Raw genomic sequence first — 13,533 nt, 5'->3', positions numbered from 1 at the left:
CGGGAACTCACTCCCGCAACATATAGGCATCGACAACCGCGCCCGCAGCGAAGCCCTCGGCAGCGCCGGGCACGATCAGCAGGGCTTCGGCGCGCACGATGGCATCGAGTGACAGGTCGCCGGTCGCAAGCGCCGCCCAGGAACCTTGCTCGCGTATCAGCAGCACGACCTCGGCAACGCCGACGCCGGAGGCGATCTTGCGTTCCAGCGGCAGCGCCAGTGTTTTGCGCGCGCGCCGGCCCGACAGGCGGTCGAGCAGGGGAAGCGCAATCGCCCACCAGGCCGCGAAAGCCTGATCCGGCGCGCCCGGCAAGGCGACGACCGGCGTTGTGTGGATACGGCCGACCGCTGCGGTGCGCCCCGGTTGCAGGGCAATGCCGTGCGCGATCAGTGCGCCACGCGTTGCCAGCGCATTCACCGCGGCATCGGTGTGACCAACGCCGGTGCCGCCGATCGTGACCATCAGATCGCAGCCGTCTGGTTCGAGTGCGTTTGCAATCGCCGCCACATCGGGTGCCGCCTCGATGCCGACGACCTCAGCGCCCGCGAGGCGCGCGGTGTCAGCGATCAGTTGTGCGGTCAGCTCACCATTGGCGACGTTGACGATGCGAAGCCGCGGCCGTCGCACGCGCAACATCTGCAGTCCGGCCGCGCGCGCGAGCAGCAGGCCGCGCGGCAGCAGCGGCTCCCCTGCTGCGATCACGGTGCGCCCAACGGCGATGTCGCTGCCGGCACGCCTGACGCCCTGCCCCGGGATTGCTTCGGCGAGCACCTGCGCAAGCGGACCGGAGGTATCGACGGCATCGGCATCGACCACGCAGTCGGTGCCATCAGGCATCGCAGCGCCTGCCGCCACCCAGACCGGAGGTTCGGCCAGCGGCAACGGCGCATAGGACGACGCGCCGACCAGGTCATTGGCGCGCATCGCCCACCCGTCGCTGACCGCGACATCGCGCGGCGGATAGGCGCGCAAGGCCGGCATCTCGGCCGCAATGCAGCGCAAGGCGTCGGCCGGTGGCAACGCGATCGGCTGGACCGGTCCGACGTCGCGCAGCACGGCAGCCAGTGCCGCAACGAGCGGGGTGAGCGAAGGCGGAAGGCGCTGGGCGGTGACCATGGCCCGCTATGGACTGAATCGGCCCCGAAAGAAACTGTCTCTCGCCGCACCGGGGCTGCGTCATTAGACCGATGGCGCGTTGACGCGGTCCCCAATATAGTTGCAAAAGAAACCAATATGACCGGGTCCCCGAAGGCCCGGCACAACCAATAATGGCCAATGCGCCAATTCAGGAGGGAGACAGAATGAAGGCCACCAGACTAGCCATGTTCGGGACGCTCGCAGCCGCGCTGCTGGCCTCCCCGAGCGTATCGGCGCAGGTATCCGACGACATCGTCAAGATCGGCGTGCTGACCGACATGAACGGCCCCGCCTCGACGCCGACCGGCCAAGGCTCGGTCACCGCCGCGCAGATGGCCGTCGACGATTTCGGCGGCAAGGTGCTCGGCAAGCCAATCTCGGTGATCGTCGGCGATCACCAGCTCAAGCCGGATATCGGCGCGACCATCGCGCGACGCTGGTATGACGTCGATCAGGTCGACCTCATCGTCGACGTGCCGGTCTCGGCGGTCGGGCTCGCGGTGCAGAACATGGCCAACGAGAAAAAGAAGCTTTTCATCACGCATTCGACCGGCGCGACCGATTTCCACGGCAAGTTCTGCTCGCCCTACGCGATACAGTGGGTATTCGACACCAGGGCGCTCGCGGTCGGCACCGCGCAGGAGGTGGTGAAGCGCGGCGGCGACAGCTGGTTCTTCATCACCGACGATTATGCGTTCGGTCACTCGCTGGAGAAGGACGCCTCCGCGATCGTGACCAAGAACGGCGGCAAGGTGCTCGGCGCGGTGCGGCCGCCGTTTGCGACGCCTGATCTGTCGTCCTTCATCCTGCAGGCGCAGGCCTCGAAGGCCAAGATCATCGGCATTGCCGGCGGACCGCCCAACAACACCAACGAGATCAAGACCGCCGCCGAGTTCGGCGTCTTCGCCGGCGGGCAGCAGATGGCCGCGCTGCTGGCGCTGATCACCGACATCCACTCGATCGGGCTGTCGGCCGCGCAGGGCCTGCTGCTGACCACCTCGTTCTACTGGGACATGGACGACAAGACCCGCGAGTGGTCGAAGCGCTATTTCGCCAAGATGAACCGGATGCCGACGATGTGGCAGGCCGGCGTCTACTCCTCCGTGACCGCCTATCTGAACGCGATCAAGGATGCCGGCACCGACGATCCGCTCAAGGTCGCGGCCAAGATGCGCGAGAAGCCGGTCGAGGACTTCTTCGCCCGCAACGGCAAGCTGCGCGAGGACAATCTGATGGTGCACGACCTCTGGCTCGTGCAGGTCAAGACCCCGGCCGAGTCGAAATATCCGTGGGACTATTACAAGATCCTGGCCAAGATCTCCGGCGAGGACGCGTTCGGCCCGCCGGATCCGGCCTGCGCGATGGCGAAGAAATGACGACCGAAGGTCGTCATTCCGGGGCGATGCGTCAGCATCGAACCCGGAATCTCGAGATTCCGGGTTCGCGCTTCGCGCGCCCCGGAATGACCTCTGCATAGACGCGATAGCGCGTCCATGCAGAAGTCATTTCGCCGCCCCGATCTCGCGGAAATATCTGAGCACGCCGGGGTGGATCAGGTTGATATCAGGCGCGGCGGCGACGGTGTTCGCCGCCGTGGTCTCGCACGCCTGGGCGAGCTTGTTGCAGAAGGTCGCCTCGATGCCGTGCAGCGTCTTGGCCAGCCGATAGGCGACATCGTCGGGCAAGGTCTCGCGCACCAGGATGTAGCTCCAGGAGCCGACCGAAGAGATTGCCGCGGTCTGCTTCGGATAGCTGCCGGCTGGGATGGTCAGCGGCTTGAGGAAAGTGTGCTTGGCGCGGATGCGGGCGATCTCGTCCGTGGTCGGCGCGATGAAGCGGGCGCCGGTGGCGCTCTCGGCCATCTTGGTGAAGCCGGGCCAGCCGATGCCGGCGCCCCACAATGCGGCGGCGCGGCCGTCCTCGACCATCGCAGGCCCGTCGCCGGCGCGATCGAGATAGATCGACTTGAAGTCCTCGTCCTGCTTCAGCCCGATGCCGTCGAGGATGTAGCGCGACAGGATCGGCAGGCCGGAGCCCTTGGCGCCGAACGCGACGGGCTGGCCGACCAGGTCCTGGATCGTCTTGTAGGGACTGTCGGCCCGCACCACGAACATGCCCGGGCTCGAATACATCGCGGTGAGGATCTTCAGCTTCGTGGCCTTCGGCCGGCCGATGCCCATGAAGGCTTCATAGGACGGCTCGCCCGCCACGGTCGCGATATCGACGTTGCCGGCCTCGAGCAGCGGGATGTTCTCATTGGAGCCCTTGGTGTTGCGCGGCTCGATCGACAGCGTCGGGTCGGCCGCATTCATCACCTCGGCGAAGGCATTGCCATAGAGCGGAAAGCCGCCACCCGGCGTCGCCGTGGCGAAACTGATCGTGGTCTTGGAAATGGTCTTGCACCCCTCTTGCGCCGCCGCCCCGTCCGCGAGCAGCAGCGCGCCGGCGCACATCATAACAGCGAATTTCATCCCGAGCCTCAAGCATTCCACACGAACCCGACTATCGTCGCACGGGCGACGTCGTAGGCAAAGCCAGCGTTTTGTGAAACCATGCCGGCAACAGTCACAAGAAAATGACGGGAGAGACGATGATCCAGTTCGCGCGTGTCGCCTTGCTTGGTTTGATTTGCTGCCTCGCCTCGATTGCCCCCTCATCCGCATCCGACTATCCGAACCGCCCGGTGCGCTGGGTGATCGGGTTTGCCGCCGGCGGTCCGGTCGACATCGTCGCCCGCATCATGAGCCAGTGGCTGTCGGATCATTTCGGCCAGCAATTCATCGTCGAGAATCGCACCGGATCGGGCGGCAACATCGCCGCCGCGGCCGCTATCAACTCGCCGGCTGACGGCTATACGCTGTTGTTCGTCGCGCCCAACAATGCGATCTCGACCTCGCTCTACAAGAAGCTGCCGTTCGACTTCCTGCGCGATACCACCCCGGTCGCGAGCATCATGCAGCTCACCAACATGCTGGTGGTCTCGAACGCGATGCCGGTGAAGACCGTCCAGGAGTTCATCGACTACTGCAAGGCCAATCCGGGCAAGATCTCCTATGCCTCTTCGGGCAACGGCACCTCGGTGCACATGTCGGCCGAGTTGTTCAAGGCGATGACCAAGTGCGACATGCTGCATGTGCCGTATCGGGGATCCGCGATCGCCTTCCCCGACATCATCTCCAACAAGGTGCAGCTGATCTTCGACAATCTGCCGTCGGCGCTGGAGCAGGCCCGCGGCGGCAACGTCCGCGCGCTCGGCGTCACCTCGCCGAAACGCTGGGCGAGCGTGCCCGACGTGCCGGCGATCGCCGAGACCGTGCCGGGATTCGAGGCGGTCGGCTTCTACGGCATCTCGGCGCCGAAGGGCACCCCGCCCGAGATCGTCGATGCGCTCAACAAGGCGGTCGGCGAAGCGCTGAAGGACCCCAAGCTCGTGGCGCGCCTCGCCGAGGTCGGCGGCATCCCGAAGCCGATGGCCCCGGCCGAATTCGGCAAGCTGGTGGCCGACGAGACCGAGAAATGGCGCAAAGTCGTCGAGTTTGCCGGCGTCTCGGTGGATTGAGGCGCCGGTCGCCAGGGAAACGGAGGGCCAGGCAGGATGGCTGCCGGCCGCTGTTCCAGCGATGCCGGCCGCAAGACGTGGCTGGCCCGGCGGCGTCGGCACAGGGGTGCGGGCGGCATTGCCGAAACCGCAGTCAGCCTGTAAACGGAGCCCGCACCGTTGCCGGCCGCGCCCCGCGGCCCGCAAGGCGGCGGGGCCTGTAGCTCAATGGTTAGAGCCGGCCGCTCATAACGGTCTGGTTGCAGGTTCGAGTCCTGCCGGGCCCACCAGCAAATCAACTGTAAGTTCGTTATCGCAGCTTGCCGAGCCACAGCGCGGTGAGCGCCGAGCGATTACGCACGCCGAACTTGGCGTAGATCGACTTGACGTGGAAATGCGTGGTGTTCGGACTTTGGTCAAGCCTCTGCGCGATCTGCTTTTCCGTGTGCCCGTCGAGCAGTGCGAGCAACACCCTGCGTTCAGCAGGTGTCAGGGGTGCATTGGCGATGAGCAGGCCGTGGCTGAGCAGTTGCTGACGGTGAAACCATCTCAACCCGCGCATCACGAAGCCCAGACGCTGGCCGTCCTGTGCCGAGAAGCGAGGGGCCTCCGCATCGCGAAATACGAACAGGCGAATCCTCACGTCGTCGTTGAGCGCAATGCGCACGGAGATGCTGTCGGCGAATCCGACGTCCAGATAGTGCCGCCGATAGTGCTCGCCCTCGAACCATTCCGGCGGCAGCGCTTCGAACAGCAGGCGGACCCGGAACGGCTCATCTCCCGACATGGAAAGGATCTGAGACAGGTCGACGTCGCGGGACCAGAGCGTATCGAACTGCTTCTGCACGGATGCTGCCACCGCCGGTATCGGGTCCAGCACCCGGACGAGGCGCGGACGCCAACCGAGCAAGGGATCGGCCCGCTTCGGCGAAGGCAATCGCACGACCACACCCCATAGCACATTGCGTGCCGACAACATGGTACGCAGTGCGGCTAGCAGATGTATCAGTGCGGGCGTCGCCGTCGCCGACGGAGAACTCGGCCAGCCGATCCCAGAGTGCATAGACATCTTGATTCTGCGGATTGGTGGAATCCGTCGATAGATACATGTCCCCCCCCGAACCGAGTGCGCAGGTCACCGACCTTCGAGCAAGCATAGGAGACACCGGACCACCTTTCTAGGTAGTTCCCAGACGCATCAACTGGCGAGATATTCAGTGCGGGTGTTGGGAAGATTGGCCTTCTCACCGTCACGATATTCGGAGATTAACGATGCGCACAGCAACGGGCGCGCGCCGGCTTGACACGCCCGACGACGACCGGACGGAGCGGCGGTGGCGTCTCGGCTTTTTCATCGCCCTATTATGCGCCGTTTTGATTGCGCTCGCGGCCTTCACGCAGGAGCAACCTGCTAAAGCGTTGATCCGACCCACTGGCCCGCTGCCGGCGATCAACATTCCCTGATCGAGGCGCTGTTGGCGCACCATTTGCCAACTCCTGGAGATCATCATGCGGGCCGCTGCAATTGCTGCGATTGCAAACGCTTTTGTCCGGGTATTCCCCACATCGTCATTGCAGGCAAACGTCCTCAAGCAGACCGCGTTGCTCTGTGGAGCCGCCCTCTTGGTGTGGCTGCTGTCGGTGACTTATGGGCTGGATCTCAGTGCCGGATTCTTCTAGCCGATCAGCATCTGATTTTTGCGCTTGCTTCGGTATCCAAACCCGTTGAGCCACATGTACAGGGCTCGTCGCGCTCTTCAGGGGCAAGTTCATAGAAGGACGCGGAAATGCGCTGCTCAGATGTTTTGCTCTGCGGCTCGAAGTCCTGGGTTGAAGCCGCCGGCTATCTCGCATCTCTTCTCGTCTTCGCCACGTTTTGCATGAAGACGATGCTCCAGCTCCGGATCACGGCCATCTTGAGCAATGTCGCGTTCATCGCATACGCGTTCTTCGACGGCTTGTATCCAATCCTCATCCTTCACTCGGTTCTGCTGCCTCTTAACGCCGTCCGAACAGTCCAAATGCTCCGCATCAGGCGAGTTGTGGAGCAAGCATCCAAGGGCGAATTCACAACCGAACCGCTATGCCCGTTCATGATTGCAGGTTCGAGTCCTGCCGGGCCCAGCAATAAATCAATGGCTTGGCACTCACGATCGCCGGAGATCCTGTCTACTCCACGCAAAAAAGATGCCGCGCCCGAAGGACACGGCAAGTTTCAGGGAAGGTGAACCGGCAGACTTCCGGTGCATGCCTGAGACCCCGGCCCATCGTCAGTCAGGGCGCAATCTGAAAATCAGCGGCCGCCCACCACGGCGGTCACCATTTCAATGCGGCCGTGCGCACGGGATGATCCCAGAGCGCGGTGGTCTCGCTGTCGAGCAGGCTTACGGTGAGCGAGCAGCCCGCCATGTCCAGCGATGTGACGTAGCTGCCGACCAGCGAACGGGCGATGCGCAGGCCCCGCTCCTCGAGCATCCGGCGCGCCGTGTTGTACATCAGATAGAGCTCGATCGTCGGCGTGCCGCCGAAGCCGTTGACGAGCAGCAGCGCCTCGGAGCCCGCGGGCGCCGCGAGATCGCCGGCGATCGCTGCCGTCATTTCCGATGCGATCGCATCGGCCTCCGCAAGCTTGACGCGGCGGCGGCCCGGCTCGCCGTGAATGCCGACCCCCATCTCCATCTCGTCTTCGGCAAGTGCAAAGGTCGGCGTGCCCGCAGCCGGGACGGTGCAGCTGGTCAGCGCAACGCCCATCGAGCGCGTCTGTGCGTTGATGCGCTCGCCGAGCGCCACGCAGGTCTTGAGATCGGCGCCCTTCTCGGCCGCGGCGCCGACGATCTTCTCGACGATCAGGGTGCCGGCGACGCCGCGCCGCCCGGCGCTGTAGGTCGACTTCTCGACCGCCACATCGTCATCGGTCACGATGGTGGCGATACGACCCTCGGCGATCTCGGCTGCCATCTCGAAGTTCATGCGGTCGCCGGCATAGTTCTTGACGATGAAGAGAACGCCGGCATCGCCCGCGACCGCCTGTGCGGCCTCGACGATCTGGTCCGGCGTCGGCGAAGTGAACACCTGGCCGGGACAGGCGGCATCCAGCATGCCGTAGCCAACGAAGCCGGCATGCAGCGGCTCGTGCCCGCTGCCGCCGCCCGAGACCAGCGCGACTTTCTTCGAGTTCAGCTCGCGGCGGCGGACGAATTTCCGCTCAGGGCCGAGCATGACGAGGTCGGCATGCGCGGCGGCAAAGCCGTCGAGGCTCTCTGCGAGCACGTTGTCGACCGCATTGATGAACTTCTTCATTGTGTTCTCCCCGCTTCGTCCGTTTGGCGTTTCTCGCCTATTTTTCCCGCATGATGGCAATCAGTCGCCGCGTGAACTCCTGGAGCAGCGTGTCGAGCTCGGCGTTGCGCTTGGCGCTGCCGAAGTCTGGCAGATGCAGCGTCAGCGTCCGCTCGTGCGAGCCTTCGCTCAACCGGCCGACGCGGCGCGGATGTGCGCGCGCATAGGCGCGAAGGAAGGCTGTCTTCGCCTGTGGCGGGAAGTGGCAGACATCGAAGATCGTGTTGAGATGCTGCACCGGGATCGGCACCGGATAGGCCGGGTTGCTGATCTGGCTGACGAAGCTGCGGTTCTTTCCCATGGCATGGGCCAGCCGCAGCCGCATGCCGGACGGGCGGCTCTCAAGGACTTCCTTGAAGATGCGCTTGTAGACTGCGACCGCGCCGGCTTCGGGCGCGTCATCGGCCGCCGTGTCAGCCAAGGCCGCCTCCGCTGCTCAGCCGATCGATGGTGTGCTTGATCTGCGCCAGCGCCGATGCATTGACGGAGAGTTCGCGCAGGCCACAATTCAGCAGGGCCGGCAGGCAGCGCGGATCACCGGCCATGTCGCCGCACAGGCTGACGCTGATGCCGGCGCGGCGGCCGTGCTCCGCGGTCCGCGCGATCAGTTCGAGCACTGCGGGATGCAGAGGGTCCACCAATGGGGCGAGAGCTCCGTTGGAACGATCGCAAGCCAGGACATATTGCGCGAGATCGTTCGAGCCGATCGAGAAGAAGGCGGCCTTGAAGCTAGATACCGCAAGGGCCGCCGCCGGGACTTCGACCATGATTCCCAGCTCGGGAAGCATCGCGGCAATGCCGTCCGCCTGCAAGCGCTGCACGACATCGGCGAACAGCTTCCGTCCCGCCTCGAGCTCGTCCGCCGATGTGACCATCGGGAACATGACCTTGAGATTGCCGCGCACCGCGGCCCGCGCCAGCGCGCGGAGCTGAACCGCAAAGATCTCGGGCCGGGCGAGGCACAGGCGCAGGCCGCGCACCCCGAGGAACGGATTGGCTTCGCCGTCCACCGTGAAGCCCGGCACCGGCTTGTCGCCGCCCGCGTCGAACGTGCGAATGGTGACCGGTCGCCGGTCTGCCCAACGCAACACCGCATCATAAGCCTGAAACTGTGTCTCTTCATCGGGCAGACTACCGCGCTCCGTCAGCAGGAACTCGGTGCGCATCAGGCCGATGCCGTCGGCATATTGCGCGTCGGCATGCTCGAGATCCTCGACGCGCTGGATATTGATGAAGAGCTTGATCCGCTCGCCGCGCCAGGAGGCTGTCGGCCGCCGCAGGATTGCGCGCGCGGATGCCCTGCTCTTGAGATGGCTGTCGCGCCGCTTCTCGAAAGTACGGACCTGTTCGGCATTGGGATCGAGTTCCAGCGTCGCGCCTTCGCCGTCGAGCAACGCCATGGTGCCGATGTCTGGAATTGAACCGAGCTGCACCACCATCGGGATGCCGCGCGCCCGCGCCAGCATCGCGACATGGCTGGTCGGGCTGCCGCGCAACAGCGCCAGGCCGCCGCCGGACCAGTCGATCTCGAGGAATCGCGATGGCGGCAGATCGTCGGCGCAGACCACGCCCCCGCTCGGGACCTTCAGCGGCTGCCCCTGATCGCCACGCAGAATGTGGACCACGCGGTCGCGCAAATCCGCAAGATCGGAGGAACGCGCTTTCAGATAGTCGTCCGGTGCGGAATTGTAGTCGGCGATGTGCGCGTCGAGCGTCGAACGCCATGCGATATCGGCCGGACGTCCCTCGCCGATCGACGCGAAGATCGCCTCGATCAAATCCTCGTCCTCCAGCAGCGCAACCTGGAATTCGAGAATCTGGGCAGCTTCGCCGCCGGCGCTGGCGGCAAGATCCGCGATCTGGCCACTCGCGACGTCGATCGCATTGCGCAACGCCAGCGCCTCCTCGACCAGTGTGCCGGCCACACGCTCGCCGACCGCGCCCGCATCGACACGGACGAACGGGCCATGGGCAAAGCCGATCGAGGCGGTCCTGCCGCGGTAGGCCAGCCCTGCAGCGCCGCCCTGCATGCTATGGTGCTCCATCCGGAAAATCGCTTGCTATCAGACCGACCAACGCCGCGACCGCGGCCTCCGCATCGCTGCCGGAGGCCTTGATCTCGATCGTGCTGCCGTGTGCCGCGCGCATTGCCATGATCTTGGCCACGCTCTTGGCATTGATCCATTCAGGCGCGCCCGCGACCCGCACCGAGATCTGAGCCTGGAATTTCTTGGCGAGCTTGGTCAGCTTGACCGCGGGGCGCGCGTGCATGCCAACTGCGTGCACCAACCGCACATTGCCGGTGAAGATCTGTTCGTCCGCTTTATCAAGCATGCTCATCATCCATCATCGCTTCCCCGCCGGCTCAGTCGGCAGAGAGTTCCTCGGCCACGGCTCTGACCTGGGCCAGCGAGCTGCCGCCCGCAGCTTCCGTCGCCGCCATGACGGCGCCCTCGACGATCGGCGCGTTGCAGACGACAACGAGATCACGCCTCGCCGGCTCCAGCATTTCGACCGCCATTTCGCTGTTCGTCTCGGCGCCGCCGAGGTCGACAAGCACAGCAACGCCTTTCGACGACCAGGCATCGTTGATGGCGTCGATGATCAGCGGCACGCTGGTGCCGAGACCACCATCGGGATTGCCGCCGCAGAAGGCGACCTTGACCTCGCTGCCGACCATCTGCCGCACCATGTCCGCGGTTCCCTTGGCGATATCCCGGGAATGCGAGACGATCACGATCCCTACGGTATCGGTCATTGCCGCGCCTCCAGGCCAGCGCACACAGCGTGCAGCAGAACGCAGCTCGATCGTGCCCCCGGATCGACATGACCGACGCTGCGCGCACCGAGGAACGACGCCCGGCCCTTGGTGGCTTGCATCGGCACTGTGCGCTCAACCGCTTCAGCCGCGGTGATGCGCACCCGCTCGATCAGATCGGGCTGGCCGGCGCCCGCTTTCAGTGTCTCCAGCACCGGAACGAGCACATCGAGCATCGTCTTCTCGCCGGCCTGCGAGCGGCCCCGCGCGCTCACCGCGTCCACGCCGCTACCGAACACGTCGGCGAGATCGTCAGGCAAGTGTTTGTCTTGCGACAGCGCCTCGCCCGCGGCGAGAAAGAAACTGCCATAAAGCGGGCCGGAGGCGCCGCCGACCGTCATGACCAGGGTCTTGCCGATCGCCTTGAATGCCTCGTTGAGCGGCTGCGCCGAGATGGCATCGAGCTTGCCGAGCACGGCTTCGAAGCCGCGCTTCATGTTGGTCCCGTGGTCGCCGTCGCCGATCGCCTGGTCCAGGCTCGTGAGCTCCGGCGCGCTGGCGATGACCTGCTCGGCGGCCGCCTTGAGCAGCGACCTGAATGTCTCCGGTTGCACAGACATCTATCTGAACCTCTCGCTCCTCTATTGGACCATCGCGCCGATGCGTTGCCCCGCGCGGTCGAAACACAGCGGACGCACCAGTTGCAATTCAACCTCCTGGCCGGCCCGCAGCGGCTGATGCGGATCCGCCAGCGTCACCAGCGTTTCGCCCTTATAGTCGAGGTGAACGTGATTCTGCTCGCCGAGATGCTCGACGCGATGCACCCGACCGACCATCTGCCCGCCGTTGCGCGCGGCGATCTGGAGGTGCTCGGTGCGGATGCCGACCGTCTCCGTTTCCGGCGGTATCGCCACATCGGACAACAGCCGTGCGGGAAGGAAATTGATCTGGGGCGTCCCGAGCCGCGACGCGACGTAGCTGCTGGATGGATTTTCGTAGACCTCCCTCGGCGTGCCGAGCTGAAGCAGCCGGCCGTCCTTGATCACACCGATCCTTGACGCCATCGTCATGGCTTCGACCTGGTCGTGGGTCACATAAAGGATGGTCGCGCCGAGCTCGAGCTGGATCCGTTTCAGCTCGAGGCGAAGCTCGGCGCGAAGCTTTGCATCCAGCGACGACAGCGGCTCGTCCATCAGATAGATCGAGGGATCGCGCACCAGCGCACGGCCGATCGCGACCCGCTGCATCTCACCTCCCGACAGGCGGGTGGCACGATTATTCAGCTTGCTGGCGATGTGCAGGAGCTCCGCGGTCTGCTCGACACGCTTGCGGATCAGCGGCTCCGGCACGCGCCGTGCCGGCGAGCGCAGCGGGAATGCGAGGTTGTCATAGACCGACAGATGCGGATACAGCGAATATTGCTGGAACACGAATGCGATGTCCCGTGAACCCGGCGGATCATGCGTCACGTCGCGCCCGCCGATCATGACCGAGCCGGCGTCGGGGCTCTCGAGCCCGGTGATCAGCCGCAGCGTCGTGGTCTTGCCGGCACCGCTCGGCCCGAGCAGAACGAGGAACTCACCGTCGTTCACCGTCAACGAGAGGTCGCGCACCGCCTCCACCGCGCCGAAGCGCTTGCTGATGTTGCGCAAGCTGACGTCAACCATGGCGCCCCTCCTCCTCGCCGGCGGTCCTGATTGCAAGGCCGCTACCGGCATCGAACAGTGAGAGCCGACCGGAGTTGAATTCGAGGCCGACGGTCTCTCCGATCCGCACCGAGGCGCTCGACGGCAGCCGCGCCGCGACCCGTCCATAGGCGGTGTCGATTGTGACGATCTGCGTCGTGCCGAGATATTCCGCGCCGAACACCTCGCCGCGAACGGATCCGGCGTCGGTGAAGCGAATATGTTCCGGGCGAATCCCGAGGGCCAGCGCAGCGCTGGCGCGGTCCTCGCGAATCTCGGGCACCACGAGCCTGGTGTCGTGAAAATTGATCGCCCGGTCACCAGATCGCAGCCCGCCCTCGAAGCGCAGGAAGTTCATCGGCGGCGAGCCGATGAAGTCCGCGACGAACATGCTGGCGGGCCGGTCGTAGACCTCCTGCGGCGTGCCGATCTGTTCCACGCGCCCCTTGTTCATGATCGCAATCTGGTCGGCCATCGACATCGCTTCGAGCTGGTCGTGGGTGACATAGACCGTGGTCGCCTTGATGCGATCGTGCAAATCGCGCAGCTCGCCGCACATCAGATGACGAAACTCTGCGTCGAGTGCGCCCAGCGGCTCGTCCATCAGGAAGGCCTTCGGGCGCCGCACCATGGCTCGCCCGAGCGCGACACGCTGGCGGTCGCCGCCCGAGAGCTTCGATGTCTTGCTCGACAGCAGATGCTCGATCCGCAGCATCCGCGCGGTCTCCTGCACCCGCTCGCGAATCTCGTGCCGCGCCATGCCCTGGCACTTCAGCGGGAAGCCTATGTTCTGCCCGACATTCATGTGCGGATAGAGCGCGAACAGCTGGAACACGAACGCGATATCGCGGGCGGCGGCGCGGTGGAACGTGACGTCCTCCCCGTCGAGCAGGATCTTGCCCTCGGTCGGCAGCTCGAGGCCGGCAATCATGCGTAAGGTGGTGGTCTTGCCGCAGCCGGAAGGGCCGAGCAACGCGAAGAAAGTGCCGTCGTCGATGGTGAAGGTCGACCCTTCCACCGCGGTGAACTGATCGAACGACTTGCGAAGATTTTCGATGCGGATCTGAGCCATGGC

At 65.0% G+C, this 13,533-nt stretch carries 16 protein-coding genes and 1 tRNA gene; 6 read left to right on the top strand and 11 right to left on the bottom strand.

Annotation, left to right across the window (positions count from 1 at the left end):
- Positions 1-7 precede the first annotated feature (7 nt).
- Positions 8-1,117 carry a molybdopterin-binding protein gene (locus ACVIYL_RS19630; protein ID WP_456779526.1) on the bottom strand — a complete coding sequence of 370 codons (1,110 nt, stop codon included), beginning with the start codon at positions 1,115-1,117 and terminating at the stop codon, positions 8-10.
- A 185-nt stretch (positions 1,118-1,302) separates the two neighbouring features.
- Here ACVIYL_RS19630 and ACVIYL_RS19625 point away from each other — a divergent pair, with 185 nt between their 5' ends.
- Entirely contained in the window at positions 1,303-2,514 is a 1,212-nt protein-coding gene (locus ACVIYL_RS19625) for an ABC transporter substrate-binding protein (protein ID WP_057014858.1), read from the top strand.
- Between the two features lie 126 nt (positions 2,515-2,640).
- On the opposite strand, the gene ACVIYL_RS19620 is transcribed toward ACVIYL_RS19625, so the two are convergent.
- Positions 2,641-3,609, bottom strand: a complete 969-nt coding sequence (locus tag ACVIYL_RS19620; protein WP_456779525.1) for a TAXI family TRAP transporter solute-binding subunit — start codon at positions 3,607-3,609, stop codon at positions 2,641-2,643.
- Between the two features lie 119 nt (positions 3,610-3,728).
- Here ACVIYL_RS19620 and ACVIYL_RS19615 point away from each other — a divergent pair, with 119 nt between their 5' ends.
- Together ACVIYL_RS19615 and ACVIYL_RS19610 are read left to right on the top strand one after the other, a co-directional pair.
- Complete coding sequence (locus tag ACVIYL_RS19615) at positions 3,729-4,697, top strand: Bug family tripartite tricarboxylate transporter substrate binding protein (RefSeq protein ID WP_057015085.1); 969 nt, start codon at positions 3,729-3,731, stop codon at positions 4,695-4,697.
- A gap of 193 nt (positions 4,698-4,890) precedes the next feature.
- Positions 4,891-4,966, top strand: a tRNA-Ile gene (locus ACVIYL_RS19610).
- A 20-nt stretch (positions 4,967-4,986) separates the two neighbouring features.
- On the opposite strand, the gene ACVIYL_RS19605 is transcribed toward ACVIYL_RS19610, so the two are convergent.
- Positions 4,987-5,655 carry a helix-turn-helix transcriptional regulator gene (locus ACVIYL_RS19605; protein ID WP_456779524.1) on the bottom strand — a complete coding sequence of 223 codons (669 nt, stop codon included), beginning with the start codon at positions 5,653-5,655 and terminating at the stop codon, positions 4,987-4,989.
- 293 nt (positions 5,656-5,948) lie between these two features.
- On the opposite strand from ACVIYL_RS19605, the gene ACVIYL_RS19600 reads away from it, so the two are divergent.
- The 3 genes from ACVIYL_RS19600 to ACVIYL_RS19590 all read left to right on the top strand — a co-directional run bounded on the left by ACVIYL_RS19600 (position 5,949) and on the right by ACVIYL_RS19590 (position 6,904).
- Positions 5,949-6,140: a hypothetical protein gene (locus ACVIYL_RS19600; protein ID WP_092085983.1), complete on the top strand. Its 192-nt coding sequence runs from the start codon at positions 5,949-5,951 to the stop codon at positions 6,138-6,140.
- Positions 6,141-6,185: 45 nt separating this feature from the next.
- Positions 6,186-6,356, top strand: coding sequence for a hypothetical protein (locus ACVIYL_RS19595; RefSeq protein WP_456779523.1), 171 nt, complete (start codon positions 6,186-6,188; stop codon positions 6,354-6,356).
- 107 nt (positions 6,357-6,463) lie between these two features.
- Positions 6,464-6,904 (top strand): hypothetical protein, encoded by a 441-nt coding sequence (locus ACVIYL_RS19590; protein ID WP_456779522.1) that lies wholly within the window; start codon positions 6,464-6,466, stop codon positions 6,902-6,904.
- Positions 6,905-6,992: 88 nt separating this feature from the next.
- On the opposite strand, the gene dhaK is transcribed toward ACVIYL_RS19590, so the two are convergent.
- Genes dhaK through ACVIYL_RS19550 form a run of 8 tightly spaced genes read right to left on the bottom strand, consistent with a single transcriptional unit; the run spans position 6,993 to position 13,530 of the window.
- Positions 6,993-7,976: a dihydroxyacetone kinase subunit DhaK gene (gene dhaK / locus ACVIYL_RS19585; protein WP_456779521.1), complete on the bottom strand. Its 984-nt coding sequence runs from the start codon at positions 7,974-7,976 to the stop codon at positions 6,993-6,995.
- Positions 7,977-8,013: 37 nt separating this feature from the next.
- Complete coding sequence (locus ACVIYL_RS19580) at positions 8,014-8,436, bottom strand: hypothetical protein (RefSeq protein WP_310881834.1); 423 nt, start codon at positions 8,434-8,436, stop codon at positions 8,014-8,016.
- Positions 8,429-10,045, bottom strand: coding sequence for a phosphoenolpyruvate--protein phosphotransferase (gene ptsP, locus ACVIYL_RS19575; RefSeq protein WP_456779520.1), 1,617 nt, complete (start codon positions 10,043-10,045; stop codon positions 8,429-8,431). Before ptsP ends, ACVIYL_RS19580 begins: the two co-directional genes overlap by 8 nt.
- Position 10,046: 1 nt before the next feature.
- Positions 10,047-10,349 carry an HPr family phosphocarrier protein gene (locus tag ACVIYL_RS19570; protein WP_456779519.1) on the bottom strand — a complete coding sequence of 101 codons (303 nt, stop codon included), beginning with the start codon at positions 10,347-10,349 and terminating at the stop codon, positions 10,047-10,049.
- Between the two features lie 31 nt (positions 10,350-10,380).
- The gene (gene dhaM, locus ACVIYL_RS19565) at positions 10,381-10,773 is read right to left on the bottom strand and encodes a dihydroxyacetone kinase phosphoryl donor subunit DhaM (RefSeq protein WP_028163196.1); all 393 of its coding nucleotides are present in this window, start codon (positions 10,771-10,773) and stop codon (positions 10,381-10,383) included.
- The gene (gene dhaL / locus ACVIYL_RS19560; protein ID WP_456779518.1) at positions 10,770-11,393 is read right to left on the bottom strand and encodes a dihydroxyacetone kinase subunit DhaL; all 624 of its coding nucleotides are present in this window, start codon (positions 11,391-11,393) and stop codon (positions 10,770-10,772) included. The genes dhaM and dhaL overlap by 4 nt, the downstream gene beginning before the upstream one ends.
- Positions 11,394-11,414: 21 nt before the next feature.
- Positions 11,415-12,440 (bottom strand): ABC transporter ATP-binding protein, encoded by a 1,026-nt coding sequence (locus ACVIYL_RS19555; protein WP_076823867.1) that lies wholly within the window; start codon positions 12,438-12,440, stop codon positions 11,415-11,417.
- Positions 12,433-13,530, bottom strand: coding sequence for an ABC transporter ATP-binding protein (locus ACVIYL_RS19550; protein ID WP_456779517.1), 1,098 nt, complete (start codon positions 13,528-13,530; stop codon positions 12,433-12,435). Before ACVIYL_RS19550 ends, ACVIYL_RS19555 begins: the two co-directional genes overlap by 8 nt.
- Positions 13,531-13,533 lie beyond the last annotated feature (3 nt).

The organism is Bradyrhizobium sp. USDA 3315, from assembly GCF_054056795.1.
Note: the sequence above shows the minus strand (reverse complement) of the source record. Positions and strands in the feature narration are given on the sequence as shown.